This window comes from Methylobacterium sp. J-030, assembly GCF_022829545.1.
In the GTDB taxonomy this organism is placed as follows: domain Bacteria; phylum Pseudomonadota; class Alphaproteobacteria; order Rhizobiales; family Beijerinckiaceae; genus Methylobacterium.
Genome location: NZ_JAKSYM010000277.1, coordinates 1 through 16,903 on the forward strand (window position 1 = coordinate 1; position 16,903 = coordinate 16,903).

The following is a 16,903-nucleotide window of genomic DNA, read 5'->3' on the forward strand; positions in this document are numbered from 1 at the left end:
TCGTGCACGGCCGCACCCGCAACGAGTGCCTGATGCGCCTGCGCCGGGCGCTCGACGAGTTCGTGATCGACGGCATCGACACGACCCTGCCGCTGTTCCGGACCCTGGTCCGCAACGCGGACGTGCAGAACGGCCTTTACGACATCCACTGGCTGGAGCATTTCCTCGAAGACGGGGGCATGAGGGCCTGAACGGGGCTGCGGCGACGCCGGCGCGCGCCGCCTCTGGTCTTCGCACTGCCTGCGCGCGACACTCAGGCCATGCACGACAGCCACCGCGTGGACATCACCCCCGAGATCCTGCTCAAGGCCTACGCGGCGGGCATCTTCCCGATGGCCGAGGACGCGCACGACCCGACCCTCTACTGGGTCGAGCCCAAGGCGCGCGGCGTCCTGCCCCTCGACGCGTTCCGCGTGCCCCGGCGACTCGCCCGGACCGTGCGGTCCGACCAGTTCGCGGTGCGCTGCGATACGGATTTCGACGGCGTCATCGAGGGCTGCGCTGCCCCACGCCGCGACAGCGAGCGGACCTGGATCAACGGCCGCATCCGCGATCTCTACGGCGCTCTGTTCGATCTCGGTCACGTCCACACGGTCGAGGTCTACGCGGAGGGGCGGCTGATCGGCGGCCTGTACGGCGTCTCGCTCGGGGCGGCCTTTTTCGGCGAGAGCATGTTCCACGAGGTCCGGGACGCCTCGAAAGTCGCGCTGGTGCACCTCATGGGCCGCCTACGCGCCGGGCGGTACCGGCTCGCCGACACGCAGTTCGTGACCGACCACCTCGCGCAGTTCGGCGCGGAGGAGCTGCCGCGGCATGTCTACAAGCGCCGCCTCGCCGAGGCGCTCGATCAGGTCGCCGACTGGAATGTCTGGCCGGGGGACGGCTCGGTGCCGGGTGCCCGGGTTCTGGAGGCACTGGGCGCCGACGCGTAGCGCCGGCTCAGCGGAACAGCGCGTCGAACAGGTTCTGCGGCTGCGGCTGCGGCGGAGGCGGCGGAGCCGCTGCCGGGCCCTCGTTCGACGGGAAGAATTTGCGCGAGGGCTTCTGGCGCGGCTGGACCGGCACGCCGCGGGGCGCCTCGACATCGACCTGACCGGCGGCGTTGATCTGCTGGGCGGTCTTGGTGGCGTCCTTGGCCGGACGCTTGGCCTTCTCGGGCTTCGCCGCGACGGCCGGGACGTCTTCCTGCTCCTTGGCCTCGGCGATCACGTCGGCGCCACCTTTGCAGTCGACCAACCACACATCGTAGATCGGATGCTCGATCGCGTGCAGCCCGGGGCTCGACGCGAACATCCACCCGGTAAAGATCCGCCGATACTTGTTGTCGAGGGTGACCTCGTCGACTTCGAGGAACGCCGTGGTCTTGGGGCTCTCGGTCGGCGGACGGGTGTAGCAGACCCGCGGGGTGAGCTGCAGGGCGCCGAACTGCACCGTCTCGTCCACCGCGACTTCGAAGGACACGATCCGTCCGGTGATCTTGTCGAGGCCCGAGAACACCGCGGTCGGGTTCTTGATCTTGTCGGCGGCCGCCGGGCCGGCGCAGAGGGCGAGCGCGAAGCCCGGGACGAGCGCCAGGCGTGCGAGGGCTGTGATGCGGCTCAAGGCGCGGATCCCGAGGCGAGGGCGGCCGGCCGCGCTACGTGTTGCGCGGCGGACATGTCGAGTGGACCGCTATCAATACTGGAACGGTGGCGGCAAAAGGGCGCCCCCGGCCCGTCCGGCGCCGCGTGCTACTCGCCCGGCGTCCAGGACACATAATCACCCGTGGCCGCCGGCCGCTGGCCCCAGGACAGCTGCGAGCCCTGCGGACGATAGGCGTTGGGCGTGCCGGTCTGGTTCTCCATATGCGGCTTCTGCCACCCGTGCGGCTGGTAGGCCTCCTCGCTCGGCGCGACATCGACGTTGTGGCACAGCCAGCCGCGCCAGCCCGGCGGGACCTTCGAGGCGTCGGCATAGCCGTTGTAGACGACCCAGCGCCGCTCCGAGCCGACGGAGCGGTCGATCATCGGTCCCTCGGCCTTGTAGTACTTGTTCCCGAAATCGTCCTCGCCGACGAAGATGCCGCTTCGTGCAGTCTGGAGCGCGAGGGAGACGGTCTGACCGTTCCACCACGTGAAGACGCGCAGCAGAGTGTCCTTCAACGCCATCGTCGATCCCGGAATCGTGCCGCGCCGTGCGGGCGCCGTTCGGCGTCCTTATGGTGATCGAGCCTGCGCGAGTCCAGCGGGTGACGCTCTGTGTCGCCGGGCGGCAAACCGCGCTGCGCAGTTCGTCGCACCACAACGTGCCGGCCGGGACCTGCCCAACCAGGGGCTGTGAATCGAAAATAATCCCGATCCGATTCCCGGAAGCCGGAAGGACACTTATCGGCGGCGACTGAGATATCCACAGGATTATGCGAGCCGGCACAACATCTAGCGGGGAACGGAGTCGGTGCACACTACTTGTTGACGTGAGCGCGCAGACGGCGGTATCGTCCCGTCATCGGTCGCGCTGCGGAGTGGCGCATTGAGCTGGGGCGGCCGTTCCACGAATTCATCGGCGTATCCGGGGCGCGCTCAACCTATGGGCGTGAACGGGTTCGCATCCCACCATCGGGCACAGACTCCGCGCCGCGCGGAGCCGGGACCGTCGCGTCCCGTCGGGAGAGGTGCGTTTCATGCGGGTCGAGCGTCGCTACACCACGGCCGGACAGTCGCCCTATGCCGGGATCCCCTTCCGGAAGGCGCTGAGCGAGATCCGCAACCCGGACGGGTCGGTGGTGTTCCGCCTCGACGGGATCGACGTGCCGGAGAGCTGGAGCCAGGTGGCGAGCGACGTGCTCGCGCAGAAGTATTTCCGCAAGGCAGGCGTCCCGGCCCGGTCGCGCAAGGTTGAGGAGAACGCGGTCCCGTCCTTCCTGTGGCGCTCGGTCCCCGATGACGCCGCGCTGGCCGAGCTTCCCGAGGACGAGCGCTTCGTCTCCGAATCCTCCGCCACGCAGGTGTTCGACCGGCTCGCCGGCTGCTGGACCTATTGGGGCTGGAAGGGCGGGTATTTCTCGTCGGAGGAGGACGCCTCGGCCTTCATGGACGAGCTGCGCTTCATGCTGGCCGGCCAGATGGTGGCGCCGAACTCGCCGCAATGGTTCAACACCGGCCTGCATTGGGCCTACGGCATCGATGGTCCGAGCCAGGGCCACTACTATTGCGACCCGCAGACCGGCGCGCTGACCAAGTCGGCCTCGGCCTACGAGCACCCGCAGCCGCATGCCTGCTTCATCCAGTCGGTCCAGGACGACCTCGTGAACGAGGGCGGCATCATGGACTTGTGGGTGCGCGAGGCGCGCCTGTTCAAGTACGGCTCGGGCACCGGCTCGAACTTCTCGTTGCTGCGCGGCGAGAACGAGAAGCTGGGCGGCGGCGGCAAGTCGTCCGGCCTGATGAGCTTCCTCAAGATCGGCGACCGGGCGGCCGGCGCGATCAAGTCGGGCGGGACCACGCGGCGCGCGGCCAAGATGGTGATCGTCGATATCGACCATCCGGATATCGAGTCGTTCATCGACTGGAAGGTCAAGGAAGAGCAGAAGGTCGCCGCCCTGGTGACCGGCTCGAAGGTCGTGTCCAAGCACCTGAACCTGGTGATGAAGGCCTGCACGCAATGCGAGGCCGAGGGTGATGCCTGCTTCGATCCGGAGCGCAACCCGGCCCTCAAGCGCGAGATCAAGGCCGCCCGCCGCGCCTCGGTGCCGGATGCCTACATCAAGCGCGTGGTGCAGTTCGCCCGCCAGGGCTTCACCAAGATCGAGTTCCCCGTCTACGACACCGACTGGGATTCTGAGGCCTACCTCACGGTGGCCGGCCAGAACTCCAACAACTCGGTCTCGCTGACCGACGACTTCCTGCGCGCCGTCGAGGCGGATGCCGACTGGACCCTGCGGGCCCGAACCACCGGCAAGGTCGCCAAGACCCTCAAGGCCCGCGAGTTGTGGGAGCGGATCGGCGAGGCCGCCTGGGCCTCGGCGGATCCGGGCTTGCATTTCAACACCACGATGAACGACTGGCACACCTGCCCGGCGGGCGGGCGGATCCGGGCCTCGAACCCGTGCTCCGAGTACATGTTCCTCGACGACACCGCCTGCAATCTCGCCTCGGCGAACCTGCTGACGATGTACGATCGCGAGACCAAGCGCTTCGACGTGGAGGCGTTCGAGCATCTCAACCGCCTCTGGACGGTGGTGCTCGAGATCTCCGTGATGATGGCGCAGTTCCCGTCGAAGGAGATCGCGGAGCTGTCCTATCGCTACCGGACGCTCGGGCTTGGCTACGCCAATATCGGCGGCCTGCTGATGACCATGGGCCTGCCCTATGATTCCGAGGCGGGTCGGGCTCTGGCCGGCGCGCTCACCGCGATCATGACGGGTGTCGCCTACGCCACCTCGGCCGAGATGGCGGCCGAGCTCGGAACCTTCCCGGGCTACGAGGAGAATGCCGACGCGATGCTGCGGGTGATCCGCAACCACCGCCGGGCCGCCCACGGCGAGGCCGAGGGCTACGAGTTCCTGAACGTCGCGCCGGTCGCCCTCGATCACGCCAACATCCCGCAGGCCGATCTCGGCGACCACGCCCGGGCCGCCTGGGATCGGGCACTGAAGCTCGGCGAGCAGCACGGCTACCGCAACGCGCAGGCCACCGTGATCGCGCCGACCGGCACGATCGGCCTCGTGATGGATTGCGATACCACCGGCATTGAGCCGGACTTCGCACTGGTGAAGTTCAAGAAGCTCGCGGGCGGCGGCTACTTCAAGATCATCAACCAGGCGGCGCCGGATGCCCTGCGCGCGCTGGGCTACCGCGAATCCGAGATCGCCGAGATCGAGGCCTACGCGGTCGGCCACGGCTCGATGGGCCAGGCGCCGGGCATCAACCCGACGACCCTGCGGGCCAAGGGTTTTTCGGATGAGAAGATCGCCGCGGTGGAGAAGGGCTTGAAGTCGGCCTTCGACATCAAGTTCGTGTTCAATCGCTGGACCCTCGGTGACGACTTCCTCATCCAGACCCTGAAGGTCCCCGCGGACAAGCTCTCGGATCCGACCTTCGAGCTGCTGCCGTTCCTCGGCTTCACCAAGAAGGAGATCGAGGCCGCCAACACCCATATCTGCGGGGCGATGACGCTGGAGGGCGCGCCCTTCCTCAAGCTCGAGCACTACCCGGTGTTCGACTGCGCCAACCCCTGCGGCCGGATCGGCAAGCGCTACCTCTCGGTCGAGAGCCACATCCGCATGATGGCGGCGGCGCAGCCCTTCATCTCGGGGGCGATCTCCAAGACCATCAACATGCCGAACGACGCGACCGTGGAGGATTGCAAGGCGGCCTACCTGCTGTCCTGGCGCCTCGCCCTCAAGGCGAACGCCCTCTACCGCGACGGCTCCAAGCTGTCCCAGCCGCTCAACTCGGCTCTGATCGCCGACGAGGACGACGAGGCGGATGAGGGGATCGAGGCTCTGCTTCAGGCCCCGGCCGCCGCCAAGGCCGCGGCTGTCGCGGAGAAGATCGTCGAGCGGGTGATCGAGCGCGTCGAGCGCATCCGCTCCCGGGAGAAGCTGCCGACCCGCCGGAAGGGCTACACCCAGAAGGCGGTGGTGGGCGGCCACAAGGTCTACCTGCGCACCGGCGAGTACGACGACGGCCGCCTCGGCGAGATCTTCATCGACATGCACAAGGAGGGCGCGACCTTCCGGAGCCTGATGAACAACTTCGCCATCGCGATCTCGCTCGGCCTCCAGTACGGCGTGCCGCTGGAGGAGTACGTCGAGGCCTTCACCTTCACGCGGTTTGAGCCGGCCGGTTTCGTGCAGGGCAACGACGCGATCAAGAACGCGACCTCGCTCCTCGATTACGTGTTCCGGGAGCTGGCGGTCTCGTATCTCGGCCGCGCCGACCTCGCCCATGTCAGCCCCGCCGAGATCGGCGGCACCGTGATCGGCGGCGGCGAGAGCGGCGACACGACCCGCGAGGGTCCGAAGCCCGCAGCCGCCTCCTCGGTCGTCTCCCGCGGCCTGCTCCGCGGCTCGGCCGACCGGCTCACCCTGATCCAGGGCGGCCCGGCCGGTGGGACGGTCGGTGTCGGGGCGGCGAGTGCCGGGCAGTCGGCTCCGGCCGGCGGCACGGTCCACGCGATCCGCGGCAGCACCGCGCTGAAGGCGGAGCCGGCCCTGGCCGGTCAGGCCGAGACGATCGCCGACGCCCTCCCCTTCGCAAAGGCGGAGCGGAGCGTCGCCGACCGGCGCGCCGAGGCGAAGATGAAGGGCTATGTCGGCGAGGCCTGCCCGGAATGCGCGAACTTCACGCTGGTCCGCAACGGCACCTGCCTGAAGTGCGACACCTGCGGTTCCACGACCGGGTGTAGTTGACTATTACGACCGTACCTCTGCATCTCAGTCACGTGCCCTGAACTGTGGCTTGAACTACCCTACAATCGTTATTACGTGGCTTGACACAGAACGAGCGGCGGCCAGGCAACTGGCCGCCGCTTTCGTTCGTGGCGGGAGCCACACGCCTGCGAAGATGGAACCATGCGGACGGTGGACGCAGCAGACAGCCATCGCACTCACGAGGGTTGAACACGCGGCGTGCATTCGTGCCCCACCCGTAACGCCCTGTTGAGCGGCATTGGGTTAGAGATCCACTCAAGGCATTTTTGCATGGTCACAGTTTTCATTCCGGACCCGGAGCGCCTTGAGCGAAAAGGCTACGGCGACGTCAAGCACGTGCCCGCGCTCTTCGACACCACGTTCCGCTACTGCCAGCAGCACAACCTCTATTTGCGCGAGCGCGCCAAGCTAGTGTGGCACCCGTCCGATCACCAGGGCGATGGGCTCGGAGCGCGCAGTCGGCCGAGCCAGCAGACGATTTTGAAGATCGCGTACAGCCTTTCGAACTTCATCGATTGGTGTGAGATCCGGCAGCGCGACTGGAAGAGCCTGTCTTACGACGATGTCCTCGCCTACCAGCAGGAGCAAGTCGACGGGCGCTGGTCATCGAACGGACGACCACTTCGACCCGCAACCGCCAACTTCCGGGCCGACGAAGCCACCAACTTCCTGACATGGGCGTCGGACCACGGCCTGCGCGATCCCTTCGCGCTGCGACGCATCTCGACGCAAACTAAGATCTTGGCAGGCATCTCGTCGCGCACGACGGTGCGACAAGCGAGCGTCCGGCCCGGCCGCGCGAAGGTCTCGATGAGCGATGACGTCGGTGTCGAAGCCGACCTCCCGACTCCGGAAGAGGTCCGCGACTGGCTGTTACTGGTCCGCGAGCGTCGCGGCCAAGCGAAGACGCTCGCAGCACGCTTCATCCTTGAGACCGGGGTCCGCAGGGATGAGCTCGTGCATCTGACCGTCGGTCAGCTCCCGGACGCAGAGCGGCTCGCGGACCTCGGTCGGCGCGGCAAGGCATTCGCCGCAATCAAGCTGACGAAGACGAAAGGCGGACGCGGCCGCACGATAGACGTCCCGCTCGCCTTCGCGATGGAGCTACGGCGGTGGGCCGACACCGACCGCCTCAGGATGCTGGTCCTACATCGCAGGCGGGTCGGCAGCTACCCGAAGGAACCCAAACATCTTTTCCTGTCAGACTCAAAAGGACACGAGGGAACACCGCTCAAGGCGCATACGATCTATCGCGTGTTCGCGGACGTCCGACCGGGCCCGTCGAAGTGGCATCCCCACTTCGCTCGGCATGCCTTCGCCTGCTTCTGGATCCTCCATGCCCTGGAGGACGAAGCACGAGCGCACGGGAGAACCCTAAAGCAACTCGGCCCGGACTGGATTGCCATGCAGTCGCAGCACTGGCTCTCGATGCTGCGACGACAGCTCGGGCACGTCGACGAGTCGACGACCTACCTCTACCTGCGATGGATACAGACCGCCGCCGGTGTCGCCCGGCACGCGCTTGGCTGGCACCGATACCTGTCTGAGCCAATCAACTCGACGGACGCGATGCGATGACGACCGAATCGACGACCGTCGGCGACGCCAACCTGCGCTTCTGGGTCGAGCCCGGCGCGGAGCGAGCATACGAGGTCGACCTCTCAGAGTTCGCGGTTGGCGGACGGCTCGAGGACCAATCCGCCGCTGGACGCCGGCATTGGGGAGGTGACTTCAGTGGCCGGCCAACGTTCGCTCGCGAAATCGCGGTCTACTACCGTCGCACGAGTCCAAGCGCCAGCGCTTCAAGAGGTATTCGCGCCGCGTTGAGGGCCTTGTTTCGCTTCCTCGACGCGATCGAGCAAGGCGACTTGGTGCAATCCGTCGCCGACCTGAAAGATGCACACGGCCCCCTTCTCAAGCGTCGCTTCGACGCTGAGACAAAAAATGTTAGTGCCTACCAGATCATCAAGACGACGGTCGATCGTATGCGGGAACTCGCCTGCGCGCGACCGATGTTTTGGCCCGCGCGTACCGACGTCGAGCCAAAGCTTCAAGACGATGTTGACTTAAAAGGGGTGCAACGCCTGTTCAACGCCTTTAAGGGGGAGGCGCGCAGCATAAAGCGGATGTTCGTTGAAGGCGAGCGGCTCGCGGCGCAGGGGGAAGACCCCCGCGGATTGGGCCCGCGCACGGGCCGCGTCGAGCCCGCAGCATGGCACGTCCGCGCAAATCACGCTTGGCTGATCCACGAGCTTACTCACACGCGCCTATGCAGCAAGGCAGAGTTCTACGCCGCCAGTGCCCAAGGCTTGCACAAGGCCAATGACCCGACGACCCAGATGTTCGACGGACCCGAGTACCTCGCGCCCGGTATGACTGAGCGCGGCCGTCAAGGGTTTGTGGGCAAGCTGCGGTGGTTTCATCCGAGCTACCACGACACTGCGGTCTTCCTCTGGCTCTTCCTGCTCAGCACCGGCTGGAACCTGGCCACGGCGGTCTCGCTCGACGTGACCGAGGACCGCACCTGGTTCCGCGATCATCCGCACGAGGGCGAGTTCAAAGCCCTGCACGCCTTCAAGGCGCGGTCTGGGACACGCGTCGTCGCGATGTCGAAGGAGACGCCGGAATGGCATCCCTTCCAGCTCGTCCAATACATGATTGCACGCACCAGACCACTTCGCGCAACCTTGCGCCATCGCCTCGCGGAGGCCGAAGCCCAACACGCAGCACTGTCCTCGCCTGCCGTCCGGGCCGAGATCGACCGCCTGCGAGCAGCAGTGCGGAGCCCATGGCTCTATCACGTCGTGAACAAGGTCGGCGAGGTGAACGCCTTCTCGCATGACGACAGCGCAAAGCTGAACGACATGGCCCGCCTCGTCGCCGAGAGGGAAGGTCTTCTTGAGGAGCACCCCTCGTTGGCGATGTTCGGTACGTCGATCGCTCGCGATGCCTGGATCGGGCACGTCTACGCGGCGAGCGGGCAGGCCGTAATTTTTGCTCGGTTGGCCGCGCAGCACAAGGATGCCCGGCAACTCAGGCACTACATCAAGCGCCGCCGCTTCCGCGCGGACTCGGAGCAGATGATCCGTAAGGTGCACGACGCCGTGTTCGCGGAGATCGAAGACGGTGGTGTCGTGGACCCCACCCGCCTGCGCATCCTCGTCCAAGAGGGCAAGATCGCGCCCGAGGTAGCAGAGCGCCTCGCCGACCATCGCCATCGCACGCGCCTCGGCATGGGTTGCCTCGAACCCAGGAACCCGCCGCCGGAGGTCGCGCCCGATCACCGCGAGGGCATGCTCTGCCGGGTGCAGCGCTGCACAGGATGCCCGCACGGCATTGTGTTCACCGACAGCCTGCCGGCGCTCGCACGGGCGCGCGCCGAACTCGAGCATATCTTCCGACAGATGCCCTTCGCCGCTTGGTCGGGATCGAGCTTTGACGACGAGCTTCAATCCTTAGAGGCGACGCTGAAGGGCTTCGACCCGGAGGCGGTCGAGGCCGAGACAGAAAGTTGGCGCGCCAAGTTACGCAGCGGGGACATCATCGCCCATGATACCTATCCCGCATACTGACCTCGCCGGAGAGGCCGGATCCGTCGATAATTGGCGGGTCGGCCTTGCCGTCGGGATCGGCGACTATGACACGCTTGCCGCGCGGCCGTGGTCCGAGATCTCCGGCATCGAGATCTTCCCAAAATCGCGGCTCGGCGATCCCGTGATCATCGTGCCAGAGGCCTGGATGCCCGGTGGGGCACTACAACGCCTTACCAGTAGAAGCCTCGACCTACGCATCCTGCTTGGTTCTACCGGCGATCTTTCCGGATCAGCGCGCGTGCGCGACGAGAGCGTGCGCCGCGCCCTCCTTGCCTTATGGCTCCCGCGCCGGACGGACACTGGCATGAGGCAGTATGCACCGAGCTCGTGGCTTAGCCGCGCCCGCCTCTTTTTGCAGGCGGTCGCTTGGCAGGTCGCCCGCCGTCCCTCGACGGACGGTCGCGTATGGGCGCACCTGTCGAGATCAGACCTAAAGACACTGCTCGACGACGTCGGTACCACAGACCGCGGGCGCGTCGCTGCACTGGCCTTGCTGCGTGACCTCGCAGAGGCCGGCAAGAGGGGCCTGCTCTCCGACTACCCTTACCTTCTCAAGGACGGCGACAGACTCAAGGACGGCGACAGAGATGTGGCCGCATTAAATGGCACGCCCCGATCCGAGCCATCCCGTCGAGCCCCTGCCTTCGTACGACAGAAGAAGTCGGAGGATGGCAGCTGGCAGCCCCTGCCCGATGAATTTGTGACCGAACTTCTGCGGCGTGGTCTCTGGCTGCAACGCAACCTCGGCCCGCAGGTCCTCGAATGCTGGTCGGGTCTGATGCGGATCGTGGACGAGGCAGCCCTGCGCGGCCAGACCTCCGGCAATCCGGCAGTCATCGACCGTCGACGTCGCCTCATCCAAGCCGTCGATTGGCGCGATGCGGAAGGCCGGCCGATTACGCAACTGCCCTTCAAGATCAACCAACAGGCCGGACAGCGCACCGAGGCGTCCGACGCCTGGCCGCCGCGGGACGCCAGCACGATCAGTCAGATGGTCGTCGTCCTCCAAGCGCTCAATCTATGCATGGTGGCCTTCTGCACCGGTGCCCGCCACGGGGAACTCGCCTCGGCGAACAACGCCTCGCTCGTGGACGGGGACACCGCACGGTTCGCGGCGAAGACCTTCAAGCTGCGCGAGGAGGTCGGCGGGAAGCTCCGGGACTGGCCGCTCCATCCCGCGGCCGTGCGCGCGGTCGCGCTACAGATGGACCTCGCTCGGCGCTGCCGTCCGGATGGCACGGATCACCTTTGGGTCATGGCCGGTCGGGCGACAGGCGGGGTGCGCGGCCTGCCACTTCTCAACCTCACCGAGCCTGCCGTGATGGCAGCCAAACACCTCGGGCTCTCGGACCTTGCGGGGGAGGACCGGCCCCATCTCCATCGCTGGCGGCACACAATGGCACGCCTTGCGGCGCTCACGGTCGTCAGCGCGCCGCAGGTGCTGATGGATCTGTTCGGCCATCGCGACCTGGAGATGACGCTTCGGTACATGCTCTCGAACCCAGAGATTGCTCAGGAGGCGCGAGCCGTAGCAAAGGAGGCAGCGATCGCGCTCGCCGAGGAGGCGGTCGAGGACGCACTCGCCGATGCGGCCGGCGGAGCTGCTGCCGCGCCACTCAAAGCCGGCATCGAGGCGTTCGCTATGCGACAGGGACTGACCGCGCTCGGAACCGACGACAAGCGCGCCGCCGGTGAGATGCTGACCCTCGGTGGCGGCCGTTGGGAAATCGTGAGGCCGGGTGTCATTTGCACGAAGGGCCCGGGCCAAGCCGGACCGTGTACGCGGAAAAAGGGCTTCCCCGATCCCGGCAGCTGCCGGACGGAATGCGGCCATCGCTTCGAAGTCGCACGGGCTCGAGCCCAATGCGAGGACACGATCGCGACACTTGTCGCCGAGATTGAGGCCGCAGTCGAAGACGGGGCGGACATGGTCGCCGCAAGCTACGAGGGGCAGCTCCTCGCGAACCTCTGCCGTTGGGACGACCTGCGCCTGGCGTGGATCGCTCGCAGCCCAACAGTCGCACGCGTTTGGGAGGAGGGCCGCCATGCCGAGGAGATCGCGTGATCCTACTCGTCCGTTAGAGCAACCGGTCCAAAATTTGCCCGACATCGGCCGACAGGCGGCCGCCTCGCGTGCCGACACGACGCGCGCGAAGTGTGAGGCGGCCATGCGCGAGATTGAGGCCGAGGTGGATGCCAATAAGGGCGTCTATCCTAATGGAACAGGCGAGATCAACATTCAGGGGGTTCTCCGCGTCGCAAAGCTCAGTTCATCTGTCCTCGAAAAACCGCATCACGTCGCTACGAAGGAGAAGGTTCAGGCGTGGTTGCAAGGTATCAACAAGCTTACCGTGCACGGCGCATCGTCGATCCGGCGGCTTGTCACCGAGCGAGCGGACGCGGCGAAGGACGAGACCCGCGAAATCATGGCGGTCTGGCACGAGGCCGACCTCGACTACCACGAAAACCGCATAGCGCTGGCACGCCTCGCCGAGGAGAACGCGCTGCTGAGGGACGAGGTCGCCCGGCTACGGGCCGAGCTAGCGGGCGAAAACGTCGTGCGAATGCGCAGGAAGGGGCAGGACTGATGGCCAAGCCCTCCATCGTCCCCTTGATCGCCGCCGTGCTGGAGCCGTACCTCGAGGAGCGCCAGCAGGCTTGGGAGGCGGCGGGACGCCGGACGCCCACGTTGCCCGCGACGAACGGCAAGGTGAATGTCCGGCAGGTCGTGCTTGACCTGCATGCCCGCGACGACCGGATCGTACCCCACCACGAGCAGCATCTCTTCACGAAGCCCGAGTTGCGCGCGGCGGTCGACGCCATTGCCACGCAGCAGGGCCTCGCCACCATTGGCAGCCGCTCCGCAGGCGGGGGCGATGATGCCGCGCGCCGCCGGATCAGCAGGCTCTCCGATGAGGCCTCGGACCTCCGGCAGGTGGTCGCCGAGCGCGAGGTCGTCATCGACGCCTTGCGCCGGGAGGTCGCCTCCCTGCGCGGCCAGCTCTCGCTACTCGAGGAGACCGGCATGGTCGTGCGGCTGGGATCTGCGCCATGACCCTAGTGATGATCCGGCGGATCGTTTCCGAGCGCGACTTCGGCGTGATCCTGGCGACCCACGTCGTCGACGATCACGGTGTACCGGGTGCTGCCCTGCGCGTCCGGGCGCTCCGCCGCGTCCTGGCGGGGGCTCCCGCCGTCGGCGAGACCTGGCGCGTCGAGGGGGCGGTCGCGGATACCCCTTGGGGGCCGCAAATGGACGCCACGCGGGCCGTACGCGACCTGCCGAGCGGCACCCTCGTGCGAGACTTCCTCGCGGCGCACGTGCCGGGCATCGGCCGCGAGCGGGCCGACCGCTTGTGGACCGCCTACGGGATGGACCTACCGGCGGTGCTGCTCGCGGGGGACCTCGTCGAGATCGGCCGGGTCATCGCGCCGGATCGTCCGCTGCTGGGCCCGCAAGTCGCGGCGCTGACGGTGCGAGCCTGGCGAGAGGCCGACGCCGAGGCGCGGCTCTTCGCCTGGCTCCAGGCCCGCGGCGTCGACGACGTCCGCGTCGCCCGGCGCGTCGCCGCCGTGCTCGGCGCAGAGGCTGTGGCGACGCTCGATCGGAATCCGTGGTGCCTCGTCCCGCTCCTGCCGTGGGCGAAGGTCGATGCGCTGGGCTGCCGCCTCCTGCGCGAGGCGGGGCGGAGTGGGGTCGAGGACGCGCCGGATCGCCTCGTCGGGGCCGTCGACGCTGCGATGCGGGACGTCATCGCCGGGGGCGACACTATGGTCGCCGCCGCGGACCTCCGGTCGCGGGTCGCCGACCGCCTTGGCGTGCCGGGGGGCCATGCGCGCGTCGAGGAGGCGCTCGCGGTGGGTGCGCGCAACGGTGCCGTCGTGGCTTGGGATGCCAGTACGTGGCGTGCCCCCGGATGCGCCCTCATGGAGGAGGCCGTCATCGTTCGCCTCAGGGCCATGCTGGAGGGCCGCGGAGCCTCGTTCGGCATCCCGGAAGGCGTAGAGCGGAACACGAGACTCCAGACCGGCACAGACGCGCTCCATCCCGAACAGCGTGCCGCGGTCGAGAAGGTGCTCGCCCTGCCGTTCGGCTGCCTGCGCGGAGGTGCGGGCGTAGGCAAGACGCACGTCACCCGCGCTGTCTGCCAGGCCTGGGAGGCATCGGGCGGCAACGTCGTGCTCGCGGCGCTCGCCGGCAAGGCCGCCCTGCGTCTGTCGCGCGCGACAGGCCGCCTCGCCCGCACGCTCGCGCGGCTGATCCGGGAGCTCGACGACCGTGCGCGGATTGCCGGCTCCCTCGCGGAGGTCGATGGTCCCGAGCGGCTGGGACGGGAAGCACGCCTCCTGCAGCTCGCCGAAATCACGCCGCGCAGCCTCGTCATTGTCGACGAGGCTTCCATGGTCGACATAGCCACGATGCACGCGCTCCTGCGCCGGATGCCCGACGGGGCCCGCCTGCTACTCGTCGGCGACGAGCGCCAGCTGCCGCCGGTCGGCTTCGGCCTCGTGTTCCACCGCCTTGTCGCGGACGAAGGGATCACGGCGAGCCTGACGGTCGTCCACCGGCAGAGCAACGCGAGCGGCATCCCCGCGGTGGCGGCTGCGGTGCGCGAGCGGCGTATGCCCACGCTGCGGCCCTACACTGGGCTGGAGGACGGCGTTTCGCTTCTGCCGGCCGGGGATTCCACGGCGATCGAGGACGGGGTGCTACGAGCCTACGGGGACCTCGTGGGCGAGGATGTGCTCGTAGTCGCGCCGACCCGCGCGGGCGGCGCCGGTGTGCGCGCTCTCAACGAAGGTCTGCACGCGCTCCACCTCGCCGCAACGGGCGCGTCGGAGATGACTTCGCCTCTGGGCGACCGCTTCTGCGTCGGCGAACCCGTCGTCCACGAACGCAACGACTACGAGCGCGGCCTCTGGAATGGCAGCATGGGCCGGGTCGAAGCCCTTCAAGCGGATGACCTGGTGGCCGAATTCGACGGTGAGCACCATCGCTTCACACGCGATGCGCTCCTCGACGTTGCGCTCGGCTATGCTTTGACTTGCCACCGGGCTCAGGGCTCTCAGGCGGGACGGGTGATCATCGCGCTCACCCCGTCGCGGCTGCTCGATCCCTCCTGGCTCTACACCGCAATCACACGGGCTGAGCGCCAAGTGGTGCTCGTTGGACAGGAGAAAACGATCGAGGCGCTGCTGCGTCAATCGTGGGCCGCTGAACGTCGGCTCGTAGGATTGCAGTGGACGAATTCAGCACCGAATGGAGCGGGTGAAGCAGTTCTTGAAACTCGAGAGCCATCGCAGGATTGCTTCGTCGAAGCTTAGCCATTCAAACGCAGAGCCCTGTGCACTAACGCCTTCGGATGACGTGCTTGGAAGTAACGTTTTTCGCCGTAGGGGCAATCACTTGGCCTCGCGGCTATGAGGCTCGCTACCGTGTGGGTGCTCTCGTGTCCCGGCCCCATTTCACAACTTTCTCGCTCAATGCCAATCGCAGGGTTAGCGGGTCGTCGAGAAATTCTTCATGATGCGAGATCTTGCTGTCGCGCGCATTGCGTGGCCTCATTGGAAAGCGCCATGAGCGTTGCGGATGCGTTTCGAAGCTTTCTTGGCAATATCAAGATTACGAACGGCCTGACAATTTCGACACGCTACGGCGAGATTACCGCTGCGCTGAATAAGAAGTTCCGAGATACGGAGTCCAAAACTGCCAACAGTCTGCAGGTCGGCTCCTATGGTCGTCATACGGCCATCAAAGGCGTTTCCGATCTCGACATGCTTTATATTATGCCGGCCGGAACATGGAGTGACTATAAGGACGGCGGTCAGTTTCGGCTTCTCTCTGACTGCGCAGCAGCCATAAAAGCCCGATACCCCTCCACCACTGTCAAAGTCGATCGCCTCGTAGTACGCGTGCTCTACTCAAACTTCCATATCGAGGTTCAGCCTGTTTTTGAGCAGAGCGATAGCTCTTACAAATATCCAGATAGCTACAAGGAAGGAAGCTGGAAAATCACCAAGCCGCGAGATGAACTCAAGGCGATGATGGAATTTAACGCGCAGAAGAATGACAACCTACGTCGGCTGGCTCGGATGGCCCGCGCTTGGAAAAACAAGCATGGCGTTGCAATGGGCGGGTTGCTGATAGACACGCTCGCCTACAACTTCTTGAAACAAACTGTTGCTTACGACGGGAAGAGTTACCTATATTACGATTGGATGAGCCGAGATTTCTTCGCGTTTCTAAAGGATCAGCCGAAGCAAGATTATTACGCCGCACTGGGTAGCGGTCAGCGTGTGAAGGTAAAGAAGGATTTTCGTAGAAAGGCAAAGAAGGCGTACGAGCTTTGTTTGAAAGCGATCGAGGCGGAAACTCAAGATTATCGCAACGACCGCTGGCGCAAAGTTTTCGGTTCGAACTTCCCGCCCAGACCCGTTGCAACCACGGCTGCGGATGCCGTCATGGAGTCCGTTCTCAAGTCTGAGGGCTACGAAGCTCGAAACACCGAACGCTTTATCGAGGACATGTACCAAATCGATATCCGCTTCGATATCGAACTGGAGTGCGAGGTAAAGCAGGATGGCTTTCGCCCATCTCTGCTACGCAGCTTGCTCGCCGCGAGCCGCGTTCTCCAGGCAAAGAAGGACTTGAAATTCTTCGTTGCTGATACCGACGTACCCCAGCCCTTCACGTTGCTGTGGAAGGTGCTCAACAGAGGTCCCACGGCCGTGAGGCGTGATTGTATTCGAGGCGAGATCGTACCGGATAATGGCCGTCTGGAGAAGATCGAAAGGACCAACTTTCGGGGCGACCATATTGTAGAGTGCTACGCCGTGAAAGACGGGGTCGTCGTCGCCAAAGATCGCATTCACGTTCCCATAACCGAGTAGGACATCC

At 66.0% G+C, this 16,903-nt stretch carries 11 protein-coding genes and 1 pseudogene; 10 read left to right on the forward strand and 2 right to left on the reverse strand.

All coding sequences use genetic code 11. From position 1 onward, the window contains the following. Together MKK75_RS20125 and aat are read left to right on the forward strand one after the other, a co-directional pair. A pseudogene (locus tag MKK75_RS20125) lies at positions 1 to 191 on the forward strand (acetyl-CoA carboxylase biotin carboxylase subunit); the annotation flags it as partial. 69 nt (positions 192 to 260) lie between these two features. Then, positions 261 to 932 carry a leucyl/phenylalanyl-tRNA--protein transferase gene (aat, locus tag MKK75_RS20130; RefSeq protein ID WP_244044291.1) on the forward strand — a complete coding sequence of 224 codons (672 nt, stop codon included), beginning with the start codon at positions 261 to 263 and terminating at the stop codon, positions 930 to 932. Positions 933 to 939: 7 nt separating this feature from the next. Here the strand turns inward: aat and MKK75_RS20135 are convergent, their stop codons facing one another. Both MKK75_RS20135 and MKK75_RS20140 read right to left on the reverse strand, forming a co-directional pair. Further along, positions 940 to 1,602: a DUF2155 domain-containing protein gene (locus MKK75_RS20135; RefSeq protein WP_244044292.1), complete on the reverse strand. Its 663-nt coding sequence runs from the start codon at positions 1,600 to 1,602 to the stop codon at positions 940 to 942. A gap of 128 nt (positions 1,603 to 1,730) precedes the next feature. Beyond that, a complete protein-coding gene (locus tag MKK75_RS20140) occupies positions 1,731 to 2,147 on the reverse strand; it encodes an NADH:ubiquinone oxidoreductase subunit NDUFA12 (protein WP_244044293.1) in 417 nt (138 codons plus the stop codon). Between the two features lie 512 nt (positions 2,148 to 2,659). On the opposite strand from MKK75_RS20140, the gene MKK75_RS20145 reads away from it, so the two are divergent. From MKK75_RS20145 to MKK75_RS20180, 8 genes are all read left to right on the forward strand, one after another. Further along, positions 2,660 to 6,391, forward strand: coding sequence for a vitamin B12-dependent ribonucleotide reductase (locus tag MKK75_RS20145; RefSeq protein ID WP_244044294.1), 3,732 nt, complete (start codon positions 2,660 to 2,662; stop codon positions 6,389 to 6,391). 291 nt (positions 6,392 to 6,682) lie between these two features. Further along, positions 6,683 to 7,990: a tyrosine-type recombinase/integrase gene (locus MKK75_RS20150; RefSeq protein WP_244044295.1), complete on the forward strand. Its 1,308-nt coding sequence runs from the start codon at positions 6,683 to 6,685 to the stop codon at positions 7,988 to 7,990. Continuing rightward, positions 7,987 to 9,984 (forward strand): hypothetical protein, encoded by a 1,998-nt coding sequence (locus tag MKK75_RS20155; RefSeq protein ID WP_244044296.1) that lies wholly within the window; start codon positions 7,987 to 7,989, stop codon positions 9,982 to 9,984. The genes MKK75_RS20150 and MKK75_RS20155 overlap by 4 nt, the downstream gene beginning before the upstream one ends. Next, positions 9,962 to 12,070 (forward strand): integrase, encoded by a 2,109-nt coding sequence (locus tag MKK75_RS20160; protein ID WP_244044297.1) that lies wholly within the window; start codon positions 9,962 to 9,964, stop codon positions 12,068 to 12,070. Before MKK75_RS20155 ends, MKK75_RS20160 begins: the two co-directional genes overlap by 23 nt. Before the next feature lie 103 nt (positions 12,071 to 12,173). Further along, the gene (locus MKK75_RS20165; RefSeq protein ID WP_244044298.1) at positions 12,174 to 12,593 is read left to right on the forward strand and encodes a hypothetical protein; all 420 of its coding nucleotides are present in this window, start codon (positions 12,174 to 12,176) and stop codon (positions 12,591 to 12,593) included. Then, positions 12,593 to 13,060 carry a hypothetical protein gene (locus MKK75_RS20170; RefSeq protein ID WP_244044299.1) on the forward strand — a complete coding sequence of 156 codons (468 nt, stop codon included), beginning with the start codon at positions 12,593 to 12,595 and terminating at the stop codon, positions 13,058 to 13,060. Before MKK75_RS20165 ends, MKK75_RS20170 begins: the two co-directional genes overlap by 1 nt. Beyond that, positions 13,057 to 15,330, forward strand: a complete 2,274-nt coding sequence (locus MKK75_RS20175) for an AAA family ATPase (protein WP_244044300.1) — start codon at positions 13,057 to 13,059, stop codon at positions 15,328 to 15,330. Before MKK75_RS20170 ends, MKK75_RS20175 begins: the two co-directional genes overlap by 4 nt. Positions 15,331 to 15,582: 252 nt before the next feature. Beyond that, positions 15,583 to 16,896: an SMODS domain-containing nucleotidyltransferase gene (locus MKK75_RS20180; protein ID WP_244044301.1), complete on the forward strand. Its 1,314-nt coding sequence runs from the start codon at positions 15,583 to 15,585 to the stop codon at positions 16,894 to 16,896. The last annotated feature ends 7 nt before the right edge of the window (positions 16,897 to 16,903 follow it).